The 23,115-nt window shown below is 71.7% G+C and carries 21 protein-coding genes and 1 pseudogene; 14 read left to right on the top strand and 8 right to left on the bottom strand.

What is annotated here, in order from left to right:
• The first annotated feature begins 378 nt into the window (after positions 1 to 378).
• Positions 379 to 1,974 carry a GMC family oxidoreductase gene (locus tag BLR33_RS02480; RefSeq protein ID WP_245771098.1) on the top strand — a complete coding sequence of 532 codons (1,596 nt, stop codon included), beginning with the start codon at positions 379 to 381 and terminating at the stop codon, positions 1,972 to 1,974.
• Between the two features lie 188 nt (positions 1,975 to 2,162).
• On the opposite strand, the gene BLR33_RS36655 is transcribed toward BLR33_RS02480, so the two are convergent.
• A complete protein-coding gene (locus BLR33_RS36655) occupies positions 2,163 to 2,720 on the bottom strand; it encodes a TetR/AcrR family transcriptional regulator (RefSeq protein WP_093782530.1) in 558 nt (185 codons plus the stop codon).
• Between the two features lie 229 nt (positions 2,721 to 2,949).
• Here BLR33_RS36655 and BLR33_RS02470 point away from each other — a divergent pair, with 229 nt between their 5' ends.
• Positions 2,950 to 3,420, top strand: coding sequence for a VOC family protein (locus tag BLR33_RS02470; protein WP_176930080.1), 471 nt, complete (start codon positions 2,950 to 2,952; stop codon positions 3,418 to 3,420).
• 11 nt (positions 3,421 to 3,431) lie between these two features.
• Positions 3,432 to 4,121, top strand: a complete 690-nt coding sequence (locus BLR33_RS02465; protein ID WP_093782528.1) for an NADPH-dependent F420 reductase — start codon at positions 3,432 to 3,434, stop codon at positions 4,119 to 4,121.
• Between the two features lie 28 nt (positions 4,122 to 4,149).
• Here the strand turns inward: BLR33_RS02465 and BLR33_RS02460 are convergent, their stop codons facing one another.
• Positions 4,150 to 4,653: a winged helix-turn-helix transcriptional regulator gene (locus BLR33_RS02460; protein WP_093782527.1), complete on the bottom strand. Its 504-nt coding sequence runs from the start codon at positions 4,651 to 4,653 to the stop codon at positions 4,150 to 4,152.
• A gap of 330 nt (positions 4,654 to 4,983) precedes the next feature.
• Between BLR33_RS02460 and BLR33_RS02455 the strand changes: the two genes are divergently transcribed.
• Complete coding sequence (locus BLR33_RS02455) at positions 4,984 to 6,063, top strand: Gfo/Idh/MocA family protein (protein WP_093782526.1); 1,080 nt, start codon at positions 4,984 to 4,986, stop codon at positions 6,061 to 6,063.
• A gap of 886 nt (positions 6,064 to 6,949) precedes the next feature.
• Entirely contained in the window at positions 6,950 to 7,543 is a 594-nt protein-coding gene (locus tag BLR33_RS02450; RefSeq protein WP_093782525.1) for a YdeI/OmpD-associated family protein, read from the top strand.
• Positions 7,544 to 7,649: 106 nt separating this feature from the next.
• Here the strand turns inward: BLR33_RS02450 and BLR33_RS34965 are convergent, their stop codons facing one another.
• Entirely contained in the window at positions 7,650 to 7,817 is a 168-nt protein-coding gene (locus BLR33_RS34965; RefSeq protein WP_176930079.1) for a hypothetical protein, read from the bottom strand.
• On the opposite strand from BLR33_RS34965, the gene BLR33_RS02445 reads away from it, so the two are divergent.
• The gene (locus BLR33_RS02445; protein ID WP_093782524.1) at positions 7,816 to 8,475 is read left to right on the top strand and encodes a hypothetical protein; all 660 of its coding nucleotides are present in this window, start codon (positions 7,816 to 7,818) and stop codon (positions 8,473 to 8,475) included. The genes BLR33_RS34965 and BLR33_RS02445 overlap by 2 nt on opposite strands.
• Here the strand turns inward: BLR33_RS02445 and BLR33_RS02440 are convergent.
• Positions 8,432 to 8,641 carry a hypothetical protein gene (locus BLR33_RS02440; RefSeq protein WP_093782523.1) on the bottom strand — a complete coding sequence of 70 codons (210 nt, stop codon included), beginning with the start codon at positions 8,639 to 8,641 and terminating at the stop codon, positions 8,432 to 8,434. The two genes, BLR33_RS02445 and BLR33_RS02440, sit on opposite strands and share 44 nt — an antisense overlap.
• A 973-nt stretch (positions 8,642 to 9,614) precedes the next feature.
• Here BLR33_RS02440 and BLR33_RS02430 point away from each other — a divergent pair.
• A complete protein-coding gene (locus BLR33_RS02430) occupies positions 9,615 to 10,778 on the top strand; it encodes an epoxide hydrolase family protein (protein ID WP_245771097.1) in 1,164 nt (387 codons plus the stop codon).
• Between the two features lie 75 nt (positions 10,779 to 10,853).
• Here BLR33_RS02430 and BLR33_RS35555 read toward each other — a convergent pair whose 3' ends face one another.
• The gene (locus BLR33_RS35555) at positions 10,854 to 11,111 is read right to left on the bottom strand and encodes a TetR family transcriptional regulator C-terminal domain-containing protein (protein ID WP_218136589.1); all 258 of its coding nucleotides are present in this window, start codon (positions 11,109 to 11,111) and stop codon (positions 10,854 to 10,856) included.
• A gap of 106 nt (positions 11,112 to 11,217) precedes the next feature.
• On the opposite strand from BLR33_RS35555, the pseudogene BLR33_RS02420 reads away from it, so the two are divergent.
• A pseudogene (locus BLR33_RS02420) lies at positions 11,218 to 11,417 on the top strand (transposase); the annotation flags it as partial.
• 576 nt (positions 11,418 to 11,993) lie between these two features.
• Here the strand turns inward: BLR33_RS02420 and BLR33_RS02410 are convergent.
• Positions 11,994 to 13,007, bottom strand: coding sequence for a hypothetical protein (locus BLR33_RS02410; protein ID WP_093782519.1), 1,014 nt, complete (start codon positions 13,005 to 13,007; stop codon positions 11,994 to 11,996).
• A 16-nt stretch (positions 13,008 to 13,023) separates the two neighbouring features.
• Positions 13,024 to 15,900, bottom strand: a complete 2,877-nt coding sequence (locus tag BLR33_RS02405; RefSeq protein WP_093782518.1) for a helix-turn-helix domain-containing protein — start codon at positions 15,898 to 15,900, stop codon at positions 13,024 to 13,026.
• Positions 15,901 to 16,082: 182 nt separating this feature from the next.
• Here BLR33_RS02405 and BLR33_RS34960 point away from each other — a divergent pair, with 182 nt between their 5' ends.
• The 6 genes from BLR33_RS34960 to BLR33_RS02380 all read left to right on the top strand — a co-directional run bounded on the left by BLR33_RS34960 (position 16,083) and on the right by BLR33_RS02380 (position 21,662).
• A complete protein-coding gene (locus BLR33_RS34960; RefSeq protein ID WP_176930078.1) occupies positions 16,083 to 16,259 on the top strand; it encodes a hypothetical protein in 177 nt (58 codons plus the stop codon).
• Positions 16,260 to 16,447: 188 nt separating this feature from the next.
• Complete coding sequence (casA, locus tag BLR33_RS02400; RefSeq protein ID WP_245771096.1) at positions 16,448 to 18,073, top strand: type I-E CRISPR-associated protein Cse1/CasA; 1,626 nt, start codon at positions 16,448 to 16,450, stop codon at positions 18,071 to 18,073.
• On the top strand, positions 18,066 to 18,650 hold the full coding sequence (gene casB / locus BLR33_RS02395) for a type I-E CRISPR-associated protein Cse2/CasB (RefSeq protein ID WP_093782517.1): 585 nt from the start codon (positions 18,066 to 18,068) through the stop codon (positions 18,648 to 18,650). Before casA ends, casB begins: the two co-directional genes overlap by 8 nt.
• Positions 18,647 to 19,999: a type I-E CRISPR-associated protein Cas7/Cse4/CasC gene (locus tag BLR33_RS02390; protein WP_093782516.1), complete on the top strand. Its 1,353-nt coding sequence runs from the start codon at positions 18,647 to 18,649 to the stop codon at positions 19,997 to 19,999. The genes casB and BLR33_RS02390 overlap by 4 nt, the downstream gene beginning before the upstream one ends.
• Positions 19,996 to 20,916, top strand: coding sequence for a type I-E CRISPR-associated protein Cas5/CasD (gene cas5e, locus BLR33_RS02385; protein WP_093782515.1), 921 nt, complete (start codon positions 19,996 to 19,998; stop codon positions 20,914 to 20,916). The genes BLR33_RS02390 and cas5e overlap by 4 nt, the downstream gene beginning before the upstream one ends.
• Positions 20,913 to 21,662 (top strand): type I-E CRISPR-associated protein Cas6/Cse3/CasE, encoded by a 750-nt coding sequence (locus BLR33_RS02380; RefSeq protein ID WP_245771095.1) that lies wholly within the window; start codon positions 20,913 to 20,915, stop codon positions 21,660 to 21,662. The genes cas5e and BLR33_RS02380 overlap by 4 nt, the downstream gene beginning before the upstream one ends.
• Positions 21,663 to 22,404: 742 nt before the next feature.
• Here the strand turns inward: BLR33_RS02380 and BLR33_RS34630 are convergent.
• The gene (locus tag BLR33_RS34630; protein ID WP_143031608.1) at positions 22,405 to 22,608 is read right to left on the bottom strand and encodes a hypothetical protein; all 204 of its coding nucleotides are present in this window, start codon (positions 22,606 to 22,608) and stop codon (positions 22,405 to 22,407) included.
• Between the last annotated feature and the right edge of the window lie 507 nt (positions 22,609 to 23,115).

The raw sequence follows: 23,115 nt of genomic DNA, 5'->3' as shown, positions 1-23,115 counted from the left end.
GCGATCCGTACCTCCACCCGCGCCCGCGGGCAGGATCGCCGTCCGGCCACAAGCGTACACAAGAGACCACTGTTCTTCTATGTGCCGTCCATCGTATGCGCCTGCCCTCGCGTCGCCACGAGGACCTGCGCCGCGGCGAACCTGTGGTCCAGGTGAGTCAACCGGCCCGGCTGTCCGTAGAGGAAGGAGAGCGAGGCGACCGCGCGCCTTCGTGATGGGCCGCCACAACAGAATCGGAGAACTCTCCGTTTCATGCTAGGCTCGCCGCCACGGTGGACGCGGCACTGCCGTTCGCGCTCACCTCGCGCTGCCCGGCTCCGCCCGACGGGCGTGGAGCGGCCGCGCGCCGAAATACCCGACGAAGTGATGGAGTTCCACGTGTCCCTTCCCGACACACAGACCACACCAGCCTCCCACGGCACAACCGAGGCTCCGTTCGACCACATCGTCGTGGGTGGAGGCGCCGCGGGCAGCGTGCTGGCGGCCCGGCTCAGCGCCGACCCGGGCTGCCGGGTGCTGCTGCTGGAGGCGGGGCCGGCCGACACCGACCCGCGCATCGCCCCTCCCCACGGTCCGTTCGCGGGCCTGCTGCGCGGTGACCACGACTGGAGCTACGACACCGCGCCGCAGGAGCAGCTCGGCGGCAGGACCGTCCCCCTGTCGGCCGGCCGGGTCCTGGGCGGCGGCGGGTCCATCAACTACCAGGCCTGGTACCGGGGTCACCGGCTCGACTACGACGGCTGGGCCGAGCGCGGGATGAAGGGCTGGAGCTTCGAGGAGGTGCTGCCCGCCTTCCGCCGCAGCGAGGACCACGAGCTGGGCTCCTCGCGGTTCCACGGGACCGGCGGCCCCATCCCCGTCACCACCCCCAAGGACGTCAGCCCGCTCTCCCTCGCGTTCATCGCGGCGGGGGTCGAGGCCGGCCTGCCCTTGAACCGCGACTTCAACGGCGCAGAGCTGGACGGCGTCGGTCTGCTCTACAGCAACGTCCGCGAAGGGGAGCGGTACAGCGCGGCGCGCGGCTACCTGCGCCCGGCTGAGGGCCGCCCCAACCTGGTCGTGCGCACCGGCGCGCTCGTGCGGCGCGTCCTGCTCACCGGCACGCGCGCCACCGGCGTGGAATACAGCGACCCGACGGGCACGCACCGGGTCCACGCGGACTCGGTGGTCCTGTCGGCGGGAGCCATACGCACGCCGCAGCTGTTGATGCTGTCCGGCATCGGACCCGCCGACGAGCTGGCGCGGCACGGCATCGACGTGGTCCAGCACCTGCCCGGTGTCGGGGCGCACCTCCAGGACCACCCCTCGGCCCTGATCGGCTGGCCGGTGCACCGCGGGGAGACCTGGCTCGACGCGCGCAACGAACACCACGAGGCCCTCTACGCGCAGCAGCGCCGCGGGCTGCAGGCATCCATGGGCCAGGCCGGCGCCTTCCTGCGCTGCGCCGAGGGCGCCGAGGCCCCCGACATCGAGCTCACCCCCATGCTCATCGACCTGCTCGGGAACAGCATGCCCGGCATCTCGTGCCTGGTGACGGTCCTCACCCCGGAAAGCCGGGGCAGCGTCCGCCTCGCCTCCACCGACCCGGCGGCGGCCCCGGTCATCGACCCCCGCTACTACAGCGACTCAGCCGACCGGCGGCTGGTCGTCGAGGGACTGCGCCGCACCCTGGAGATCGCCGACAGCCCGATCCTGCGGGCGCTCATCGGACCGGCGTCGTTCCCGGCCGCGACGGACGACGCCTCGCTGCTGGAGTCCGCCCGCACGTCCACCATCTCCACCAACCACCCCGTCGGAACCTGCCGTGCGGGACTCGACGAGGAATCCGTCGTCGATCCCGCGCTGCGCGTGCACGGCATCACCGGACTGCGCGTCGTGGACGCCTCCGTCATGCCGGCCCTGCCCCGCGGCAACACCCACGCCCCGTCCGTGATGATCGGCGAGCGGGCCGCCGAGCTCATCACCGCGCCGTGACGACGCGCTGACCCCCTCCGGCCGGCCCTGCCGCGCCGGTGCCGCACCGAACGGTCGGCGCCGGCGCGGCGGCCGGCCGTTCGTCGCAAGTCCCGCGCGCAGAGCGCCACAAGCGGACCGCGCCGTCCCCATGCGGACACGTTCCGCAGGCCCGACCCGTCAGCAGGCGGCCTCCTCGGCGGGGGCGTTCAGGCGCGCAGCCCCCGCAGCACGATGTCCAGGCACTGGCTCTGCGCGCGTCCGGTGGCCGCGTCCTTGGGGAGCCCGGCGACGAGGGCGAGGACCTGCTCGGCCGTGATGTCCGGCCGCACCTGTCCGCAGCTGCGGGCGTGGTCGAGGAGCCCGGCGAAGGCGGTCCGCATGGGGTGGCAGGCGGCGGCGACGGGGGTGCCGCCGGCGAAGCCCGCGCCGACGTGGGCGGCGGCGCCCCGGAAGCGGGCGAGCGCTTCGTCGTAGCGGCGGAGCCAGGCGGTGACCGCCTCCCACGGGGGAGCTTCCGCGCGCAGGCGGCGGGCCTCGGCGTCGAGCTGGGCGGCCTGCCCTTCCATCAGAGCGGCCAGGAGGTGTTCGCGGCTGGGGAAGTGCCGGTAGAGGGTGCCCCGGCCGACGCCGGCCTCGCGGGCGACCTCCTCCATCGGGACCTCGGCGCCGGAGCGGGCGAAGACGCGTTCGCCGGCGGCAAGCAGGGCCCCGCGGTTGCGTACGGCGTCGGCGCGGCGGGTCTCGGCGTCGGATCTCGCGGTCATGGACCCGACCCTAGTTGACAACCGGACACGGTGTCCATATCGTCGGCGGAGTTAAACGGACATCGTGCCCGTTTCGCTTTCGCGCACTTCAGCCGCGTCCAGGACAAGGAAGCGCGCGATGGAACAGACCGGCTGCCGCGCGCGGACGCGCTACGGGCCGCGGTCCGACCCATATCCCGGACGAGCCCTTCGGCAGCCCGGCACCCCACCCGACGAGAGGAACCCACGCATGAGCAGGATCTGGCACATCGGACTGGCCGTACCCGACCTGGAACGGGGGATGGCGGAGTTCGGCACCCTGTTCGGCCTGACCTGGCGGCCCGTCGTCGTCCGGTCGATGACCATGACGGACGAGCACGGAGCCGCCCACGACGTCGACTGCCACGTCACCTTCTCGCTCGGCGGCCCGTTCGCCGTCGAACTGTGGCAGGCACTGCCCGGCACGCCGCTCGCCACCCCTCCGGGCGGCTACTTCCACCACGTCGGCTACTGGACCGACGACCACGCCGCCGAGAAGCAGCGCCTGGCCGACCTCGGCTATCCCGACTTCCTGCGCTCCGAACCCGGGCTGCTCATCGCCCGTGGCCCGGGCAACGTGCGGGTCGAGCCGTGCGACCTCGGCCGCGACCAGCCCTACCTGCGGGACCTGTACCCGCCGGACTCCCCGTACTTCGGCACGCCCCAACTCCCCACGAACTGAAAGGAAATCCCATGGAGGACATCGCCATCATCGGGGCCGGCAACGTCGGCGCCGCTCTCACCCGCCTGCTGACCGCCGCAGGACACCGCGTCACCGTCGCCAACTCCCGCGGCCCGCAGACCCTTTCGGACCTCGCGGCGCAGACCGGCGCGACGGCCCGCACGGTCGCCGACGCAGTCGAGGACGCCGAAGTCCTCGTGCTCGCCGTGCCCTTCGGCGCGATCCCGGACCTGGCCGGCGCGCTGGCGAAGCTGCCGGAGCAGACGGTCGTGGTCGACGCGGGCAACTACGTGCCCGTGCTGCGCGACGCCGCGATCGGCGAACTGGACGACGGAGGCACCGAAAGCGCCTGGGCCGCACGGCAGTTGGGGCGGCCCGTGATCAAGGCGTTCAACACGATCACCGCCACCCACCTGGCTTCCCTGGGCCGGCCGGCCGGCGCTGCGGACCGCATCGCGCTTCCCGTCGCCGGGGACGACCCGGCGGCCACCGCCCGCGTCCGCGCCCTCGTCGACGCGGCCGGCTTCGACCCCGTGGACGCCGGTCCCCTCGCGGACTCCTGGCGCCAGCAGCCCGGCACTCCGGTCTACACGGCCGACCTGGACGCGGCCGGCGTCCGCGCGGCCCTGGATGCGGCCACCCCGCAGCACACGGCCGAGTGGCGGTCGCGCATCGCCCAGGCGGCGGGACGGACGGCGTAGGTCCGTCCACGCCCCGACCGTGACGCGGTCAGCTGTCGCCCTCGGGGTTCTGGGCCCTCCACGCGTAGTACCCGGGCCCGAGGACGCTGTCCACCTGCGCCACGTCGACCTCCTCGCCGTCCTCGCCGACGAAGGCGAGGCGCACGGGCCGGTCGGTCCTGGTGTCGACCAGCACCGAGGAGGGGCCGTAGTCGTTGGGGCGGTGCGCGTTGCCCCACTGGAGGAGGGCGCCCAGCACGGGCCGCAGCTGACGGCCGTCCGGCGTCAGGTGGTAGGCGTGGCGCTCCCGGGAGCCGCGGCCGCCGGCCTCGGGGCGGTAGGGGCGGCGCTCCAGGATCCCCTCCTCGACGAGTGTGTTGAGCCTGGCGGTCAGGACGTCGGTGGAGATGCCGAGCGAGGCGCGGAACTCGCTGAAGGTGGTCCGGCCGTAGAAGGCGTCCCGGATGATCAGCAGCGACCAGCGCTCCCCGATGACATCGAGGCTGCGGGCGATGGCGCAGAGGGGGTCCGACGCAGCTGCCTTCCGACTCATGCGGGCAGTCTAGTCGATCTGGCTCTGCTGCCCGAAGTGAGATGCGGGGCGCCGCCGGGTCGGGTGCCGCCAAAGGTGCCGTTCCGCGGCTTTGCGTGCCGCCCCGGCGCGTTTTGGGTCTGCTGAGCCAATCCAGCTCTGATACGGTGGACCGCGTCTCCTGGCTTCGCCGAACCAACTCAAATGAGAGCGGTGCTGCGCCATGCCGCCCGGCCGGGCGTCACGCCCGCAGCGCGTCCCGCCACGGCGATCGGAGACCACGGGCAGGAGGCGGGAAGGAGTCCCCGCCCCGGGCCCGAAGACACCTCACCGACTCCGGAGGACGGAACCATGGGCACAACGATCGGGGTCGGCGTCGTCGGCCTCAGCGCCAAGGGCAACTGGGGGGCCGTGGCCCACTGGCCGGCCATCGAGGCGGTTCCCGGGGTGCAGCTGCGGGGACTGACGGCCGGCTCGCCGGAGTCGACCGCGGCCGCCGCGCAGCGCTACGGAGTGCCGGGGTACGACTCGGTGGCGGAAATGGCGAGCCGTGAGGAGATCGACCTGATCGCGATCACGGTGCGGGTGCCCGAGCACCGCAGGCTGCTGGAGCCGGTGCTCGCGTCCGGCAAGGCCGTCCTGTGCGAGTGGCCGCTGGCGCGCGACCTCGCCGAGGCGGAGTTCCTGCGGGACTCGGGCCGCCCCGGACCGCGGTTCACCGGCCTGCAGGGACACGTGTCGCCGACGACGAGGTGGGTCCGCGACCTGGTCGCCGACGGCTATGTCGGCGAGGTCCTCTCCTCGTCGATGATCTGCTCGTTCCCCGGCGGCGGGGCGACGTTCACGTCGGGGTCCGCCTATACCGCGGACGCCGCCAACGGGGCCACGATGATGACCATCCCCTTCGCCCACGCGCTCGACATGCAGGCGGTCGTGCTGGGCGAGCTGTCCGCGGTCACAGCGACGGTCGCGACCGTGCGCCCCCAGGCCGTCAACACCGACACCGGAGAGGCGATCGTGAAGACCGCGCCGGACCAGATCGCCGTCACCGGCCGGCTGCCGGGCGGGGCCGTCGCCGGCATGCACTTCCGGGGCGGCGCGCTGAGGACGACGCCGTACGTCTGGGAGATCGACGGGACACGGGGATCCCTGCGGATCACCGGAGATGTCGGCCTGCCCATGAGCGCGGCGCTGGCCGTCGAAGGGGCGCGCGACCAGGAGACCTTGTCCCCGCTCAAGCCTCCCGCCGGGTACGACCGGTTCCCGGAGCTGGCCGGAACGCCGGCCCACAACGTCGCCCATCTGTACGCGGAGGTGGCCGAGGCGCTGTCGGGCCGGGCCTCCGAGGCTCCCGGCTTCGACTACGCGGTGGAGCTTCACCGTTCACTCGAGTCAGTCGACGCGATCGCGCGGAGGGGGAGCGAAGGGTAAGGAACGCGCAGGCGCCGTGGCCCTGGGGCGGAGCAGCGGAGGCTGGGAGTCAGCGCTTGGCGAGTCGTGTGCGGAACTTCGGCAGGGCACAGCAGGCACGGACCTCGGCCACCGTCCGCACGGGCACGCCAGGACGCGTCGGTCAGCTCGACTCGCTCGACGCACCCGACGGGCCCGCCTCGGATGACGCCGACACGGTTTCCCGAGTCGGGGCTGCCGAGGGTGCGCCGTTGAGTAAAGTGAGCAAAAACGGCAATAGGCCTCGCCAAACACGCAGGTCAGCTCCTGTGCTCCCCGCCGGTGCGGGGTTGGTCCCAGGAACAGGAGCATTACCCATGCTGCCCGACAGCGCTCCCCGCCGGCGCGGGGTTGGTCCCAGGCCTCCGGCAGCGGCGGGTTGACGATCTCCGCGCTCCCCGCCCGCGCGGGGTTGGTCCCGTGGGCATCCTCGGTCTCCAGGGGCGGGAGGTGCGCTTCCCGCCCGCGCGGGGTTGGTCCCGGCAACATCGAGCACCGCGGGCCCACCGCAGGGTGCTCCCCGCCCGCGCGGGGTTGGTCCCGACGAAAGCGCCCTACAGCTCACGGCCGTAGTGTGCTCCCCGCCCGCGCGGGGTTGGTCCCGTGATCAAGTCCTGGTCGCTTCTGCCTCTGGAGTGCTCCCCGCGCCAGCGGGGTTTGGGCCCGTCGCGACCCTCGAGGGGCAGGCGGTCAAGCCGTCCTCCCCGCCGCCGCAGGGTCGATCCCCGGGCCTTCCTCGCGGACGACGTGGCGGTCCAGGGTGAGCGTGCTTTCTTCTTGTCGTGAGCAAGAGTCCACGGGCATCCTGCGGCGGGCGCCGGCGCTGGCCTCGGCGCCGGCGTCTGCGTGCGTCGTGGCTGTCGGTCGGGTGTGGTTCGCTACCCGGGTGACTCAGGACTTGGAGATCGTCGCATTCGAATTCGCCGAAGACTTCGAGGCGTGGCTCGGCGAGAACCACGCCGTCTCGCCCGGTATCTGGCTCAAGCTTCGTAAGAAGGGCGCCGGCATCGTCGCTCTGGATTATGCCCAGGCGCTCGACGTGGCGCTCTGCTACGGCTGGATCGACGGCCAGAAGGCCGCGCTCGACGACCAGTGGTGGCTCCAGCGGTTCACTCCGCGCACGCCGCGCAGCAAGTGGTCCAAGATCAACCGGGACAAGGCGGCCGCGCTGATCGAGCAGGGCCGGATGCGTCCGCCGGGACAGGCCGAGGTCGACCGCGCCAAGGCGGACGGCCGCTGGGAGGCGGCATACGACGGGGCGAGGACCGCCACGGTGCCGGACGACCTCGCGGCAGCCCTCGCCGCCGACCCGGCCGCCGCGGAGTTCTTCGAGACACTGGACCGGCAGAACCGCTACGCCATCCTGTACCGAGTCCAGGACGCCAAGAAGCCCGAGACCCGGGCGCGCCGGATCGAGAAGTACGTGGCGATGCTGGCGAAGGGCGAGAAACTGCACCCGTAGCCCGGCCAGCGCGTCCTGGGCGGGTGAGGCGGCGTGGGCCAGGCCGCAGAACCAGGTGACGACCACGGGCCCGCACCCCTACGAAGTCGGCGACGTGACCGACACCTCACCCGGCGGCTTCGAGGGCGACGTCACAGGAAAGTTGGTCGACCTCGGCGAGCGGACCGACCCGGCAGCCATCGGCGACGTCGCGGGCAGAGTGGTGCTGCTCGCCCCGGACGTCACCACCGCCGACCCAGGACCCGCCGTCCCAGGACGACTTGACCGCCCTCATGACCGCACTCAAGGCCCACGGCGTCCAACTGGTGCTCAGCTACGACTACATCGAGGACACCGGCGTCCTCCCAGTTTTCCAGCTCTTCTCGGCCACTGGCAACCAGGGCCTGCGCGACCGGATCACCGCGGGCGACGATCAGGTCCACGTCGTCGGCCGGCCCGCCGCGCCCTCGCTCTACCTGCTGTTCGACGCCGTGAACACCGCCCTGCCGAACGGCCACACGTGGCACTTCGACCCGGCGCACCTCGCCCGGGTGGACTCCGTCTACCGCGAACCGGCCGGCGTCAGGCGGCTGGACGACCAGCTGTTCGGCTCCACCGCCCCCGTCACCGGCCTCAGCGGCTCCACCGACCACGAGCTCGTCTTCCCGCAGACCCGCACCGAGTACTACACACCGGGCGTGACGTGGAGCGCGTACACCGACATCGGCATCAGCGACGACTGGACGCACCTCACCTCCCAGACAATGGCACCGCTCGCCCGTGACGCGGGCACGCGCGGCACCTCCACCTGGGGCAGTGCCCCCTTCGGACCGGGGCTGCCGCAGGCCCTGATCAGCAGCGAGGACGGCAAGGCGCTGCCGTGGGCCTACCGGCAGGGCGACAAGGTGCTCACCGCGATTCCCTTCTTCCATCGGCGGTGTCCAGAACCTTGAAGCCCTCCTCGTTCACCGCTCGGTCGATCAGCTTGTGGCCTTCCTCCTCGGGCAGCCCGATCCCGGGTCCGGTGGCGAAGGCGATTCCGCCGATTCCGCCCGTGCCGAGCTGGAAGCTGCCGAGCTCCTTCTGGCGTTCGGTGTGGGTACTGGCGATCCAGGCCATGTCAGGGTCCTCCGAGGGGTGATGTTGCCGCGGCGCGGCGGATGGTTGGGAAAGGTGCTCCGAGGCAACGGGCCTTGGGGCTGACCTGTGGAGACTTCCTCTGAGAAGCGCTACTGGCCAGGGGTGCGAAGGGCGGTTGCTCAGGCACAGCGGAACTCATGAGGTGTGCGCGGAATCGCGCTGAGGGTCGCGACTGCGACCGGCGCGGTGAGCAGCACAGCGTGGGAGACGCCGACCGCGGAGGGCAGCTGCGCCACGCGGGGAGGGTGGGGATCGGCCCGGCGCGGGCGGTCTTGCGGAGCGGGGGCCGACTCGGGTGACGCCGCCCCAGTGCCCGGGCGCGCGGCCGCAGAGTTCACGCGGGGTGCAGGTAGGGGGTGGCGGAACACGGACAGCGCTGGGCGTCGGCACCCCTTCGGGCCGGGCGCCACCACGTATGGCGCCCCATCCCGGCAACCCAGTGGGTTCGTTTTGCCGACGCACGGACACGTTAACACTCTCAAGTTCGTAAATCGAACTTGTCTCGTGGGTCGAGTGGTACGACGACGGCTCGTAAACGCTGTGGCTGCGCGACAACGCGGGCACGTCGTGGCCTACCTGCACTGGGACGAGCGGGGACGTCCCGGACAGGACCACTTCGGTCTCTCAACGGCGAGACTGGTGAACATATGCCATGGCTCGGGGTAGCCGTCGATGTACTGGTAGCCGTCCAGCCAGGCCGTCACCTTGCCGACAGGCCGCTCGTTCGCCCGCTGGGCTCCCGACTTCTGCACGCCCCGCAGGGCCCTGAGCAATTGCATGGATGCGGCCCACACGGTCCGGTTCGCCCGGGCGTCGTGCTCGGCGACCGCCGCTACGACTACGACAAACCCGCAGGGTTGGTCCCACCGCATGTTGGGCATGCGGGAGCCGAGCCGCGGGGACGACAACGTTCACGGGGACCAGGGACAGGTGCAGGAAACGGAGCGGTTCCGTGAAAACGACGCCCTTCACCATCGCCATCAGCGACGAACAGCTGGAGGACCTGACCCGCCGGCTGCGGAACACCCGCTGGCCCGACGCCGTCGACGGCATGGACTGGGAGGACGGCACCGACCTGGCCTTCCTGCGACGGCTGACGGACCACTGGCAGAACCGCTTCGACTGGCGCGCCCAGGAGGCCAGGCTGAACGCCCTGCCGCAGTTCACCGCGGACGTGGACGGAATCGGGATCCACTTCATCCACCGGCACGGAACCGGTCCCGCGCCGTACCCGCTCGTGCTCACGCACGGCTGGCCCGGCACCGGCTTCGACATGGAACGGATCATCCCCCTGCTCACCGACCCGGGAGCCCACGGCGGGGACCCGGCCGACGCCTTCGACGTCGTCGTCCCCTCCATCCCCGGGTACGGCTTCTCACAGCGCCCGGAGCGCCCGGGCCTCGGACCGGAACAGGTGGCCGGATTGTGGGCCCACTTGATGACGGGCCTCGGCTACGAGCGGTTCGGCGCCCAGGCCGGCGACTGGGGCGCGGCCGTCTCCACCTGGCTCGCCCACCGCCATCCCGGGCGCGTCACCGGCCTGCACCTCAACTTCGTCCCCGGTGCCTTCCGGCCGCCCCTGGGCGAGGGAGAACCGCCCCTGACGGAGGAGGAGAAGGCGTTCATCGACTCCTCCGCCACCTGGTTCGCCGCGGAAGGGGGTTACCACCACCTGCACTCGACGAAGCCCCAGACGCCCGCCTACGCCCTGACCGACTCCCCTACGGGCCTGGCCGCGTGGATCGTCGAAAAGCTGCGCGGCTGGAGCGACTGCGACGGCGACGTGGAGCAGGTCTTCTCGCTCGACCAGATACTCACACTCGTCTCCATCTACTGGTTCACCGGCACCATCGGCTCGTCCATGCGCTTCTACCGCGAGGACAGGCTGAATCCGACCCGGTTCGCGCCCGGCGAGCGCGTCATGCCCCCGCTGGGTGTGGCCGCCTTCCCGAAGGACAACATGCCGCCCCGGTCCTGGGTGGAGCGAGTCTTCGACGATGTCGCGCGCTGGACCGACATGCCACGAGGCGGGCACTTCGGGCCGATGGAAGCCGCCGGGACACTCGCCGAGGAGATCCGCGCCTTCTTCCGCCCAATCCGGAAGAAGTCTTCCTGACGGCTCGTCGGGTCGCGCCACGGATCTGGCGCGGCCCAGCCTGCCGGCCGTCACCGACCCGTGCCCGTCGTCCCGTCACGTCACCCGTACGGGCAGGTAGGACATCATCGGTTCGGCGACGACCCGCAGTTCGGCCTGTGATGTCCCCGAGGCGGCCTGCACGGCGAGGCCCTTGATGATCACCACGAGCAGGCGGGCCAGGTCTGCGGGGTCGCAGTCCGGGGGCAGTTGGCCGAGGTCGCGGAGGTGCTGGAGTCGGTCGACCAGCGCGTGGGCCCGGCTCGTGTCGAGTCGGGCGAGGGCCCGTCGGGCGGGCAGGCCGCGCGGGCCCACCGCCAGGGCGTCCTGGCTGGTGGCCGCGCTCCTGGCGATCAGCCAGGCCCCGAGCTGGGGGTGGGGCTCGGCCGCCGTATCTCGCTCCTGGCCGGTGCCGCGGTCACGGCGGCCGTGCGACCGTGTGGCGTTGGCGGCGATCATCTTCGTGGCGACGTCGGGTTGTACGTGGCGGCAGCTCCCGCCGGTGTTCGGCCCTGCATGGCCCACGTCTACCGGCGCTTCGCGCAGTGGAGCCGGGGCCGGGTGTGGGCCGGGCTGCATCGTGTCGTCCTCGACGAACTCGGTGCCCGCGGTGAGCTGGACTGCCGGCCGAGCCCTACCTTGCCTTCGTCGGGATCGTGGCGTCACTCATCAACTACCGGCGCCCGGCTCGCTGAGCAGCGCCGCCCGGGGCTGTCAATAGGAGAGATCGTCCAGCTCGTCGACGATGCGGCGCAGTTCGGAGCGTCGTTGCCGAGACATGCCACGGATCACGGCTTCCAAGAAGTAGCGAGCCTCGAACGGACTGCCGCAGCACTCCCAGATGCCGCAGTTGGACTCGTCGTCCTGAACCCACAGTCGTCGGTTCGGATTGCGTACGAACCGGCTCCAGACGAGCGCTGCCGAGTATGTGGCACCTGGCCACAGGTAGTTACGGCTGAGTTCGATCCTGACGACCTCGGCCGTGGCCGTCGAGGACAGGCCCGGGAAGACGGGTCGTGGGAGTGGGGGCTGGTGCCGAAGTCGTTGCTCGGCACGTAGGCGCCCAGGCCGCCTACGCGGCACGAGCCCTTCGGTTGGTATCCACGGCACAAATGGTCCCACACACCTTTGCCAGGAGGAACCCGGACCGCAGCCCACCATAAGAAACGGCGTCTTACCCCTCGGTGAGCTCAGCGCCTAATGGCGGGCTTCGCCGCAGGTCAGGACGGCGCCCGCTTGGTTCGATTTCAGTACGGTGCTCAGGCGCTCCAGGGCTCCGGGGGCAAGTGCGGGGAGCAGGGGAATCGTGGAGGTCCAGGCGTCGGAACGCAAGAGGCTTCGGAGGAGCTGTCGGGCTGCCGTCGGTGATGGGGGAGTGCCGTCACCGCGGGCTCGGGTGAGAGCGAGGCAGGTGCGGATCACCCGGTCGCCGGCTCGGCTGTCGGTGCTCAGGGGTATGTGGGCGCCCGCCACATATGCGGCGGCTGCGAAGAGCGCTGTCGCGCGGTCCTGCGGCGTCCGTGCAGCCTCGGCGTGACGTCGAACGCCAGGTGCGTCCCCGTCGATGGCCGCCAGGAGGGCGAGTTCCGCACAGGGGGCCTCGCCCGGTTGGAGCGAGCGCTGCCACCTGTCCGTAGCGCTCGCGGCGACCTCGGCGTCCTCGTCAGAGAGGCAGCCGAGCCGTTCCAGCAGGGTGACGACCACCATCGACGGCCCGTGCCACGACGTGGTGGCGTCACCAAGCCGCTGCACGGCGAGGTGCATTGCTTCGCGCAGGCGGGAGTCGGGATGCCGGACGTCCGGAAAAGCGAGGAGCAGGGCCGCCAATTCGGGAAGGTGCCGGAACTGGTTGCCCTTGTCGAGGTGGATCAGACGCTCTGCCAGCGCTTCGATGGAGGGCTCGGCAATGCGGGCCGCTTCTTCGGGGCGGTGGCGTACGAGTCCGGCAGCGACAGCCGTCATCGCCTGCCGCCGCTGTGCGGCGTTTCCTCGCACTGCCAGGGCCGTAGCCGCGGGCGCGTCTCCGGCGTGAGCGAGAGCCTGAGCCACGACGCCCGCTGAATCCGGCCCTTCATCGGCGGACAGGAGAGACGCCGCCTCGTACGCATAGCCGCTGCCCGCTTCGCCGAACCCGCCGAGAGAACAGCCGAGGGAAAGAGCGGCCAGGCCCCGCGCGCGCTCCTGCGGGTCCGGCAGGTTCGAAGCGAGCACTACGGCCTCATCGAACTCACCTACCGTGCCGAGAGCTTGGCACAGGTCCGTTATCCAGGATCGCGGGTCGGCCTCGGGCCTTGGCCGCGCCGTTTCGAGGAGGGAGGAGCGCCGCAGCGCCTCCTCCAGCAGTTCCCGGCTGCGCAGCAGGTTGCCCGCGGCCAATTGGCCCTCTGCTTCGTCGAGCAGCGCGAGGTGAGGGTGCTCGGACCGCTGACCGTCGACGTGTTCGGGCAGACCCGCGGATCTGCGGTGGGTCGCAGCGCGTCGGGCTGCCGGCGCGCCGGACGTCCAGCCCCCGATCTTGGGGAGCCTCTGTCGAGGACCCGGCCCTCGTGTACTTCGTGCGGGCCTCGTTGAGCGAAGCGGCCTGGGCGTCCTTGACCCTGCGTTCCGCCCTCCTCTTCTCGTCGGCAGCCGCCGCAGCCGCGTTTTCCTCCCGTTCTCGGCGTTCGCCGGCTGCCGCGACCACCCACTCCGCCCGCTCCAGCAACGGGTCGCCCAGCACCCCGATGCGCCGGTCCTCCGGCAGGGCGTTCATCAAGCGTCTGATGTCGTCCAGGGCATCCCTCCCCACCCCGACCCCTGCAACGTCCACGGCTTGGGCGAGACGCGCGAACGTCCCGGCAGACTCGCGGCGCAGGTGCCCTTCGACGTCCTCGGGCAGCGGCTCGGCGGCCTTCAGCGCCGCGATGGCGTCCGCCATGCGGCCCCGTGCCCGGAGCATCAGTGTGTGGGCGGCCGAGCGCCGCCTCGCGGGCAGGCGCGCGAGGGCGGACGCGGCCGCGGCCAGGACGTCGACCGCGCCGAGCCCGTCGGCGGGACCGAGGTCATCGCCGATCTCCTGGATGCGGTCACCGGCATGCGGACCGATGGACGGCATGGACCGGCCCAGGGCGCCCCAGAGGTCCACCGCAGCAGCCTTCGCGCGCGAATCGCCCCCGCTCAGTGTGTCCGCCCGGTCCTGCAACTCCGCTACGACGTCGTCCGCCGGGACCACGTCCAGCATTCCGGCCGCCTCGATCAGCGCTTCGGTCCCGGCCCTCTCGTCCCGCACCACGGCACGAACGAGGGGGCGCGCGGCAGCGGGGCCCTTCAGCTGCGCGAGCGTACGGGCGGCCGTCAGGATGCGGGCGTACGACTCAGGGGCCCGGTATGTCCCGGGAAAGCCCTGGTCCGTGCGGTCGCGAGTCAGCCACTCGGCCGCCTCCAGCGCCACGGTCTCGGCGTCGGAGTGTCCCGCGTACGCCAACTCCACAGCGACGTCGGCGAGATGGAGCGCCTTCTCGGACGCCGTGGGCGCGGAGCGGGCGAGGCCGAGCGCACGCCGCACGTCGCCGAGGCGGAGGAGGAGCGAGGGAGCGCCGGCGGGCACGTCGCGCAACTCGCCGCGGAGCAGGGCGCGTACAGCGGAGATCTGTACGAGGAGGGCCAGGACATCGGGGCCGCCCTCGCCCGCTGCGCTGATCTCCTCCTCGAAGGCGTCCAGTTGAGCCAGCGCGGTCACAGGCCCCGACACGCTGGCGAGTCGGCGCAACCGCGCCATGTCCAGGACGTACGCGGCACGTTCGTCGGCGCCGGTCAGCAGCCGCAGCTCATGGTGCAGCGGGAAGGGCGGAGTTCCTTCCGGCCAGCCCCTCGCGTGCCACCGAAGCGACCACTCCAGCAGTTGAGCGGTGAGGAGTTGGACTCCGGCTTCCCCGAGGGCTTCGCGCACCGTTCGGGCGAGTTGCGGCTGGGCCAGCGCATACATCTCGGAGATCGGGTCGTCGTCGATGAGCGCGCGGCCCGCCGGCCCGGCTACGAGGCGATCGAGGCGCTCCTTCGGAAGGCCGGTCAACTCCGCCAGGTCCGCCGTACGCAGCCCGCCACCTGCGACCGCAAGCAGCCCGGCCACCGGCTCGCCGAGGGCGTGGACGTCCGGCGGTGGGTGCCGCAGCAGCGGCACTCCGGCAAGGGGCGTGAGCGTGCGCTGATGCCTGCTTCGACGCAGCGGATGGCTCGGGGAGAGGTCGTCCGGGAAGCGCATGCAGCGTCGGAGGGAGACGATGACCCGCATGCCAGGGGGTGGGGGAGCGGGCAGGAGCGCGGCGATGCTCCCACGTACGGAGCGTTGCCGTGTCACGGGGCTCTCTTGGCCGCCAGGATTGGGCCTGTGGTTCGCCGTGAGGCCTGACCAGGCCACATCGTCGTCAAGGGCGTCCACCACGAGCAGCAGCTTCCGTCCCCGAGCCCCGCTCCTCTCGGCCACTTCGGCGAACAGACGCTTCCACTCCCGAACGCCCTTCGGGTCCCGTTTCTGGCGCTTGCCGAGGAGTTCGCCGACCTGACGGACCGTCTCCGCCGCGAACTTCGCACGTGTATTGGTGCCTTCGGCCTCCGAGACGAAGAAGGACAGGACGTCGAGGTCGGTCCCTCGCTGCCGCCGGATGTAGTCGGTGAGCAGCGCGGTCTTGCCGACAGGGGCGTCGGCGATCCAGCACAGATACGAAGGTGCGCCGGGGCTGTCGTCGCGGAGGAACGCGTTCATGTCCGCACGCTCGTCCGTCCGTTCCCGGACGAGGCGAGGGTCGGGATCGTACGGCCGGGTGGGCAGGTCCTGCCGCCCTTGGGCGGCCTTCCCCTCCTCCTGAGCCGCGCGCAGGGCGTCCGCCCACTCGCCCTCGGAGTACGGGGCGTGGTCGGCGGCCTGCTGCAGCATCCGTACGAGGGCCCAGAAGTCGGGTTCTCGCGCCCGGTCCGGGGCAGTGGTACCCCCCAGCCAGTTGCGGATCGTCGTCCGGGGTACGCCGAGTTCTTCGAAGATCCGCCGCTGGGAGATTCCTGCGGCTTCCCGCAGGTTCGTCAGCATCTCGCCGAGCTTGTGGCGGGCGGGGCCCTGCGGGTCGGTCACGGGCGCCGTCCTCGGCCGACTCGGCGCCGGAATCCTGGCGGACGCCGGCGAATTGACCTGCCCTGAGCTGCGGAAATCGCGTCGGCGACGGTCGGCGGATCTCGTGGCCCGGGGACCTCAACCGCGACGGTGGAGCCATCACCGCAGCAGCCGGTATCCGGCTCCCGACCGAAGGACGATCGATGTCCGAGTTCCCTCATCTGCTCTATTACACCGCAGTGTTGAGCGGCTGCGTCGGCATCCTCTACACCGGCGCCCTCTTCGTCGTGGCCCTGATCTCCGTCCTCGCCACGACCCCCCAGCGCCGCCGGGACGCCCGCACCACCCTGATCATCCTGCTCGGCAGGCGCCCACGGTGAGCCGACCAAGATCATGTAACCGAACGGCTGCGCGGCGTAGCCGAGTTGATGTAGAAATCTCGCGTACTGCCGGTTGTCGGTGGACCGTTGCGGTGCCCTGCACTCCTGATCCACACCCAGGGTTCCGAGGCGGGCGGCGCTCACGAGGAGCCCCGGCCGTTGATGTCTCAAGGAGCGGTAGCGGAGCATTGCTCGGAGTTTCCTCTTCACCCGCTGGACCGGCGCCTTCGGCGCCTCGCCCTACCTGGGACCCCCGGCACCAGCCCTGCATACCCGTCGTCGCCCTGGACGGCTGCACCGCTTACTACTCGCTTCGCGCGCTCTTCGACCGGGCCGACGAGCTGGCCGCTCTCGACTGCGCCTCGCCGGGCGAGAGCGTCGCCGTCCTCGAGTACCTGCTGGCCATTTGCTTCGCATCGCGTACCTGCCCGTCCTCGGACGAGGAGTGGCGCGAGTGGATCACGGGCGGGCAGGACCTCTCGGCGGCGGGTGAGTGGCTGGAGCGTCAGCCCGAGGAGTCCTGGGACCTGTTCCATCCCACCGTGCCGCTGATGCAGAACTCCCGGCTGGCCGAGGACTTCACGGAGAGTGCCACGGGGACCGCACAGTTGGTCATAGAGCACGCCGGCGACTACAACCAGCACTTCGACCACCACCACCTGGAGCGCGACGACCCCCTCTCCGCGGCGGACGCCTTCCGTGCCACGCTCACCCAGCACGTCTACGCCCCCTACGGGCGGGCCCGGATGTCGGGGACGCGGCTCGGCGCCAAGGTCACCAACCTTGCAGCGGGCCGCCTGACCGGCAGGATTCGCGTCGTTGCCCTGGGCCGGACCCTCGGCGAGACCATCCGGCTGAACCTCTACCCGCCGTACAGCCACGCCGACGGCTCACCCGACGCGCTCAACACCTCCTGGACCACGAACGACATCGAGCGCCGTACCTTCAAGGGCCAGACCGAGCCGCGCGTTCCGCGCGGCCCCGCCGACCTGCACAGCGCCCTCGGCCGTTCCGTCCTGCTGCGCCCCAAGCGGGGGCCGCACGGGCAGGCCATGGTCGACCGGGTGCTGATCGGCGCCGGGGAACTCCTCGCGCTCGATCCGTCGCACCACCTTCAGGACGCGGTGTTCAGCAGGACGACCGGCGGTGTGGAGAAGCCGCTGTGGCCGTCGCCCAGCAGAGCCCTCTGGCTGGAGGCCCACGCGCTCTACAGTGCGGTCAGGGACCGCCGGGAGGGGATGTACGCGCGGCTGCAATCCCTTCCGTACACGCGGATGGGGACCGGGGCCCCGTACCAGCTGTGGGCCGTGGGGCTGCTGGCCAACAAGACCCTGCCGGTCGCCTGGACGCACGGCACCTACCCCTACGCCCCGGGCATGGCCGCGCACCTGTACCGGGCTTCGCGACGGGGCTCCGACATCGCCGAATACCTCGCCTGGACGCTGAAGAAGGCCGCCGTCGTCGCCGCCGAGACCGCCTTCCCCGCCATGCGCGCCGCCGACGAGGCGGGGCAGGTGGCGCGGCTCGACGCCCGATGGGCGTTCTGGCCGTCGGCCGAGGACCCCTTCCAGGAACTGCTGGACGAGGTGATCGACCGCGGACCGGAGGACGACGACCCCGTCTCCGAGCCGCTGATCGAGTACGGGGCCGGCCTGACAGCGACCGCCCGCACCCAGCTGCTCCAGCGGCTCGACACCCTGCCGCCCGGCGACCGCAACCACCGCGCGCGGGCCCGGGCCGTACGCCTCTTCGAGGATGCCGTGACCGGCGAGCGGGCCCCGGCCGAACTGCGAGGGGAGATCGCACGTGACTGAGGACCATCCGGCGCTCGCGCCCGCCCCGGAGCCGCAGCGGCTCCGGCACGACGCCGCGGCGCTCACCGCCTGGCTGACCACCCTGGTCCGCAATCGCGACAACGGCACCCTCGCCGAGCTGCGACGGGCCAGAGTCCGCACCAACGCGCACATCCGCGCGGGCTGGTACGGGGGTGACGACCACCGCGACCTGTTCGAGCAGGTGGCGTTCCTCTTCGCGATCTACCACCAGGGGCGTCCCCTACCGTCCTACGGCATCGGCAGCCTCGGCGCCGCCGCCCGCCGGATCGGCGACGGGACCGGACGCGGCCCCGACAACCCCGGCGCCCAGCGCCTGCTGGACCGCATCGTCGCCAGCCGGCGCGTCCCCTGGCGCCACCTCCAGCACGCGGTGACCCGGCTGCGGTCCTGCGACCAGCCGCCGCCGTCGTGGACCGGGCTGACCGAGGACCTGATCAGGTGGAACGACCGCAAGGCGCGTATCGCCTACCGGTGGTCGGTCGAGTTCCACACCCCGCCGGTACGGAACCGGGACACCTCGAACGAACCCAGAACGCGAAGGGACACCACCTCGTGACCGAACCGGCCCGAAGCCAGTTCCTCTCCCTGCACCTGATCGAGACGCTGGCGGCCGTCCTGCCGGTACGGGACGAGAACGGCCAGCCCAAGTCCCTCGTCTTCGGCGGCGTGGAACGCCACATGATCACCAGCCAGGCCCGGCGCCGAGCCGAGCGGGTCCACGCCCGCAACCGCGCGAACGCGGGCCGCGGAGCGCTGAAGGGGCGGAGCACGGGCGTCCGCACGCGGGAATGGGCGATCCTGACCGGGCGCGAACTCGAAACTGCCCACGGCTGGGACAAGGAGCGGGCGTTGGCCACGGCCCGCGCCGTAATGGAGGCCAGCGGCCTCAAGTTCGGCGACCCGGGCAAGAAGACGGTCGCCAACCTGACCAAGGTGCTGATCTTCGCGCCGTCCGACGCGGCGGCGAGGATCGCCGACCATATCGCCGGCGGTGCCGAGGAGGTCGAGGCATGGCGGGACGCCTACCTCGACGCCCAGGCACACGCCGAGGCGGCGAAGAAGTCCCGCCGGGGCGCGAGGAAGAAGGCCGAGACACCGCCGGAAGCCGAGGAGCCGGTCGCGTCGGAACCTGCCGCGGCCGCCCTGCCGCCGCTGCCCAAGGCCACCCGCGACGCCGTATTGCTGGCGCTCGCTCCCCGCGACGCCGTGGACATCGCCCTCTACGGCCGCTTCCTCGCCGAGATCCCGGACTCCCCGAACGTGGACGGCGCCGTCCAGACCGGGCACGCCTTCACCGTCCACGAGTCCGAGCAGATCGAGGACTTCTACGCGGCGGCCGACGACGCGAAGCTCGACCGCAAGCGCAACGCCGTCAGCTTCCTCGACGCCGCCGACGACGCGGGCGCCGGCATGACCGGCTACCAGTCCCTGATCTCCGGCACGTTCTACCGGCACGCCGTGCTCGACCGAGTCCAACTGCGCACCAACCTGCGGGCGGCCGGCATGGACGTCGACGAAGCCGAACAGGCCGCGTCCGAGGCCGAGAAGGAGTTCGTGAACGCCTTCGTGGAGGCGTTCCCCGAGGCGAAGAAGAACTCCACCGCCTCCACCGGCTCGCTCCCCGTACTCGTCCTCGCCTTCGAGGGCGAGCGCCCCTACAACTACGCGTCCGCCTTCCAACGGCCGGTGGACGAAGGGCCGGTGGCGGCAGGAGGGGAGGGGCCGGCCGGTCCCGCCGCCGTGCGCAGGCTGCTGCGCCACCACGCTTTCGTCAGCCGCCGCCGGGACGACCTGCGCACCGCGCGGGTGCTCACGTACGACCCCGAAGTCGACGCCCTCCTGGCGGAGCTGGACCTGCCGGAGTCGCTGTCCGTGGTGGAGCACACCGAGGACCTCACCCCGTGAACGAGCCGCACGTCCTGCTCATCCGGCTCGCCGGACCCCTGCAGTCCTGGGGCCTGACCGGCAGGTTCGCCCGCCGCGACACCCACAGCCGCCCCACGAAGTCCGGGGTGATCGGGCTGTGCGCCGCGGCCCTCGGCCTCTCCCGGGGGGAGTCGCTCGGCGCACTCACCGAGGTGCTCTTCGGGGTCCGCGCCGACCGGCCGGGAACGCCGCTTCGCGACTACCACACGGTCGGCGGGGGAAGGTTCCCGCTCCGGCCCCGCGATCTCCTCACCGACCACCAGCGGGCCGCGAAGGCCACGGCCGAGGTGCCGGACGGCGAGGGCCAAGGACCTTTCGGACGTGCCGAGTTGGACGCCTGGTACGGGTCGCCCAAGTACGTGGCCGCAGATCCGGTCTCGGGCGCCCTCGTCTCCGGCGAGGTCCGGCGGCACGCCCTGATCACCGAGCGCTGGTACCTGGCCGACGCCGTCTTCCTCGTCGGCCTGGAACATTCGGATGCCGTTTTTCTGGAGCGGATCGCCTTCGCCCTGGAGCACCCGAAGCGCCTGCTCTGGCTCGGCCGCAAGGCCTGCCCGCCCTCCGGCGACCTCGCCCTCGGTGTCGTTCCGGGAAGCCTGCGGGACGTGTTCGAGGCGCACGCTCTCCTCCCGGATGCCTCCGCCACGTACGGAGCCGAGCCGGTCGCGGTTGCGAAGGTACGGCCCTGGGCGTGGATCGAGAGCCCGCAGCCTCTGCCCGGCGTGCCGGACCAGCCCGTGCGCTTCAACGCGGACGGGGGCGTACGCAGCGTCGGCCCGCTGTCGGACCAGCCCGTCCGGTTCGACGCCGACGGCGGCGTGCACAGTCTCCGGTGGGAGACCCGCCACCGCATCACCATCGCCCCGAACGCCCGTGGATGGGACATCATTCCGTGAACACGACGACCTCCGCGTCGCACGCGCCGTCGGACCGCGGCGGAGCCGCAAGGTTCGTCGCCTCGCAGACCCTGATGACGCTGGACGCCCGGCATCCGTTCGCCGGCAAGTCCCTGATCGACGCGCAGGACATGCACCGCACCGTCATGAGCGGCTTCGCGGGCTGGCTCGACGATGGGAGTCCCGACGCGCGCTCCCGGATGGGCGTGCTGTCCACCTGGACCGTCGACCTGCGGAAGGCGCAGCTCAACCTGGTGGTCCAGTCCTCCGTCCCCGCCGACTGGAGCCGCATCCCCCGCGCGGCACTCGCCGAGCCGCCGAACGTCCTCACGGTCGACCGCACCTTCCGCACCGGCGACCGGGTCGACTTCCGTACCGTCGTCAACCCGGTCCGCAGCACTCCGCCGCCGCGTGGCTCGCAGCCGACGAAACGCGGCGACCGTGTGGCCCACACCCGCCCCGAGCACGTGAAGGGATGGTTCGCCCGCCGCCTGCAACCGCTCGGCGAGCCCCCCGTCGCCCCCGACGGCGTCACCCGTATCGGAGCGGACGCCGACCTCGAGCGGCTCGCGGTGCGCATGCTCCCGAAGGTCTCCAGCCCGGCCCCGCACAAGGGCCTGCGGATCGCCCGCGCGGAAATCAAGGGCACCCTCACGGTCACCGACCCCAAGACCTTCGTCGCGGCGCTCGCCCAAGGGATCGGCCACGCGCGCGCGTACAGCTGCGGGCTGATCCTTGTGCGCTGAACAGGTCTCGTCCGGGGCAACCGCTGGCCGGCGGCCGCGGCAGGGGTGGAGCAAGGCCGCAAGGCGCAGGAAGTTCGGCCGCTGAGTGCCGGATGGCTGGTGGCGCGGACGAGGCCCTGGACATGGGCCTCGGCAACGGTTCGCCCCGGTAGGCCAGGTGCGGGCTGCTCCGCCCGAGTCCATGGAGAGCTCTGGCTGGGATGCTTCGGATGACCCTGATACGGCTCCGCACGGGCGCTGCCAACAGCGTCCCCTTGAGTAAAGTGAGTAAAAACCGCTGTCGGCCTCGCTAAACCACCAGGTCAGCTCCTGTGCTCCCCGCGCCCGCGGGGTTGGTCCCAGGCGTGTACGTCGAGGTCGACTCCGGCGCCGAGTGCTCCCCGCGCCCGCGGGGATGGCCCCACGATGCCGTCTTGCGCGGTCCATCGGTCCATGTGCTCCCCGCGTCCGCGGGGCGGGTCCCGCGTCGATTTCCGGGTGCGGTGGTGGGCTCCTCGGAGGCGGGCAGGCGGGTTCCCAGCGGGGCGGCGGCAAGGCGCCGCCCCGCGCTTCCGTGGATCTGCCACTGCTCCAGCAGCGTCAGCGTCGCCGGCTCGTGCGGCGGGTCGGAGAGTTCGGCCCTTGGGGATCGCGCGAGCCACGGTGCGGGCTGCATGGTCGGCGTAGGCGAGCGTGATGTGCGGGTGGTGAGCCTTCGGAACCAGTGGCCACGAGGGCCCGAGCACCCGCTTCGCGGCCAGTTTCAGCTCTTGCGGAACTTCTCGACCACTGCGTCCGCGTCGGCCTCGTTGACGTCCGTTCCGACATTGCCGAGGCCGGTGGCTCCGCCTTCGTTCTGCCACTTCTGCACGAGTTCCCGCTTCTTTTCGTTCGGGAGCTGCTCGACCCACCTTCGATTTTCCGGTGACAGACGGCCGGTCATCTCTTCTATGGCGTCGTGGGCCATGTCGCACCCTCCTCAGATCGAGGCCATGTCTCCAACATCTCAAACCATCAGTGCGCTCACCACTGGGGATGCGATCAGGTCGGCCCGAACAGGCTGCCCAGGCGTCGGGCGCCAGGCCGGGCGTCCCGCGCCGCTCGGACCCGCCGCCGCGCCACCAGTCGGTCCACCACCGTCCGGCACCCCGGGGTACTCGGACGACGGCCCGCGGCGGCGCTTCGTCTCCAGGGCATAGGGAGAGCCAGGCGCCCGCACCCACGGTGGACCACGGCGGCAACGAGCGGACCCGTACCTGCCTCAGCCCCCGGGATCTCCGCGGCATCCTGCCCCGAGGTCCTGCCGAGCCCGCACCGTCACCCGACCGGCGGCGAGCCCCGGCCACGGTCGTGCGGTCGTTGGCGGCGCTGCCGATCAGGATCCCAGTGGCGCGCCCTGGCCCGTCGCGTCGACCGTGTCGGCGGGCGAACGTGGTGCCGTGCCCGGAAGTGATGGACGTCCTGTCGGCCTTCG

The sequence above is a fragment of the Actinacidiphila guanduensis genome (assembly GCF_900103985.1).
Classification (GTDB): domain Bacteria; phylum Actinomycetota; class Actinomycetes; order Streptomycetales; family Streptomycetaceae; genus Actinacidiphila; species Actinacidiphila guanduensis.
This window is presented reverse-complemented; position numbering and strand designations above follow the sequence as displayed.

Bases quoted from the DNA above. Each gene is read 5' to 3' on its own strand.
- BLR33_RS36655 (WP_093782530.1), bottom strand. From the start codon at position 2,720: ATGACCGCGAGATCCGACGCCGAGACCCGCCGCGCCGACGCCGTACGC.
- BLR33_RS02460 (WP_093782527.1), bottom strand. From the start codon at position 4,653: ATGAGTCGGAAGGCAGCTGCGTCGGACCCCCTCTGCGCCATCGCCCGC.
- BLR33_RS34965 (WP_176930079.1), bottom strand. From the start codon at position 7,817: ATGAGGGCGGTCAAGTCGTCCTGGGACGGCGGGTCCTGGGTCGGCGGT.
- BLR33_RS02440 (WP_093782523.1), bottom strand. From the start codon at position 8,641: ATGGCCTGGATCGCCAGTACCCACACCGAACGCCAGAAGGAGCTCGGC.
- BLR33_RS02455 (WP_093782526.1), top strand. From the start codon at position 4,984: ATGGGCACAACGATCGGGGTCGGCGTCGTCGGCCTCAGCGCCAAGGGC.
- BLR33_RS02470 (WP_176930080.1), top strand. From the start codon at position 2,950: ATGAGCAGGATCTGGCACATCGGACTGGCCGTACCCGACCTGGAACGG.
- BLR33_RS02465 (WP_093782528.1), top strand. From the start codon at position 3,432: ATGGAGGACATCGCCATCATCGGGGCCGGCAACGTCGGCGCCGCTCTC.
- BLR33_RS34630 (WP_143031608.1), bottom strand. From the start codon at position 22,608: ATGGCCCACGACGCCATAGAAGAGATGACCGGCCGTCTGTCACCGGAA.
- BLR33_RS02445 (WP_093782524.1), top strand. From the start codon at position 7,816: ATGACCGCACTCAAGGCCCACGGCGTCCAACTGGTGCTCAGCTACGAC.
- BLR33_RS34960 (WP_176930078.1), top strand. From the start codon at position 16,083: ATGTCCGAGTTCCCTCATCTGCTCTATTACACCGCAGTGTTGAGCGGC.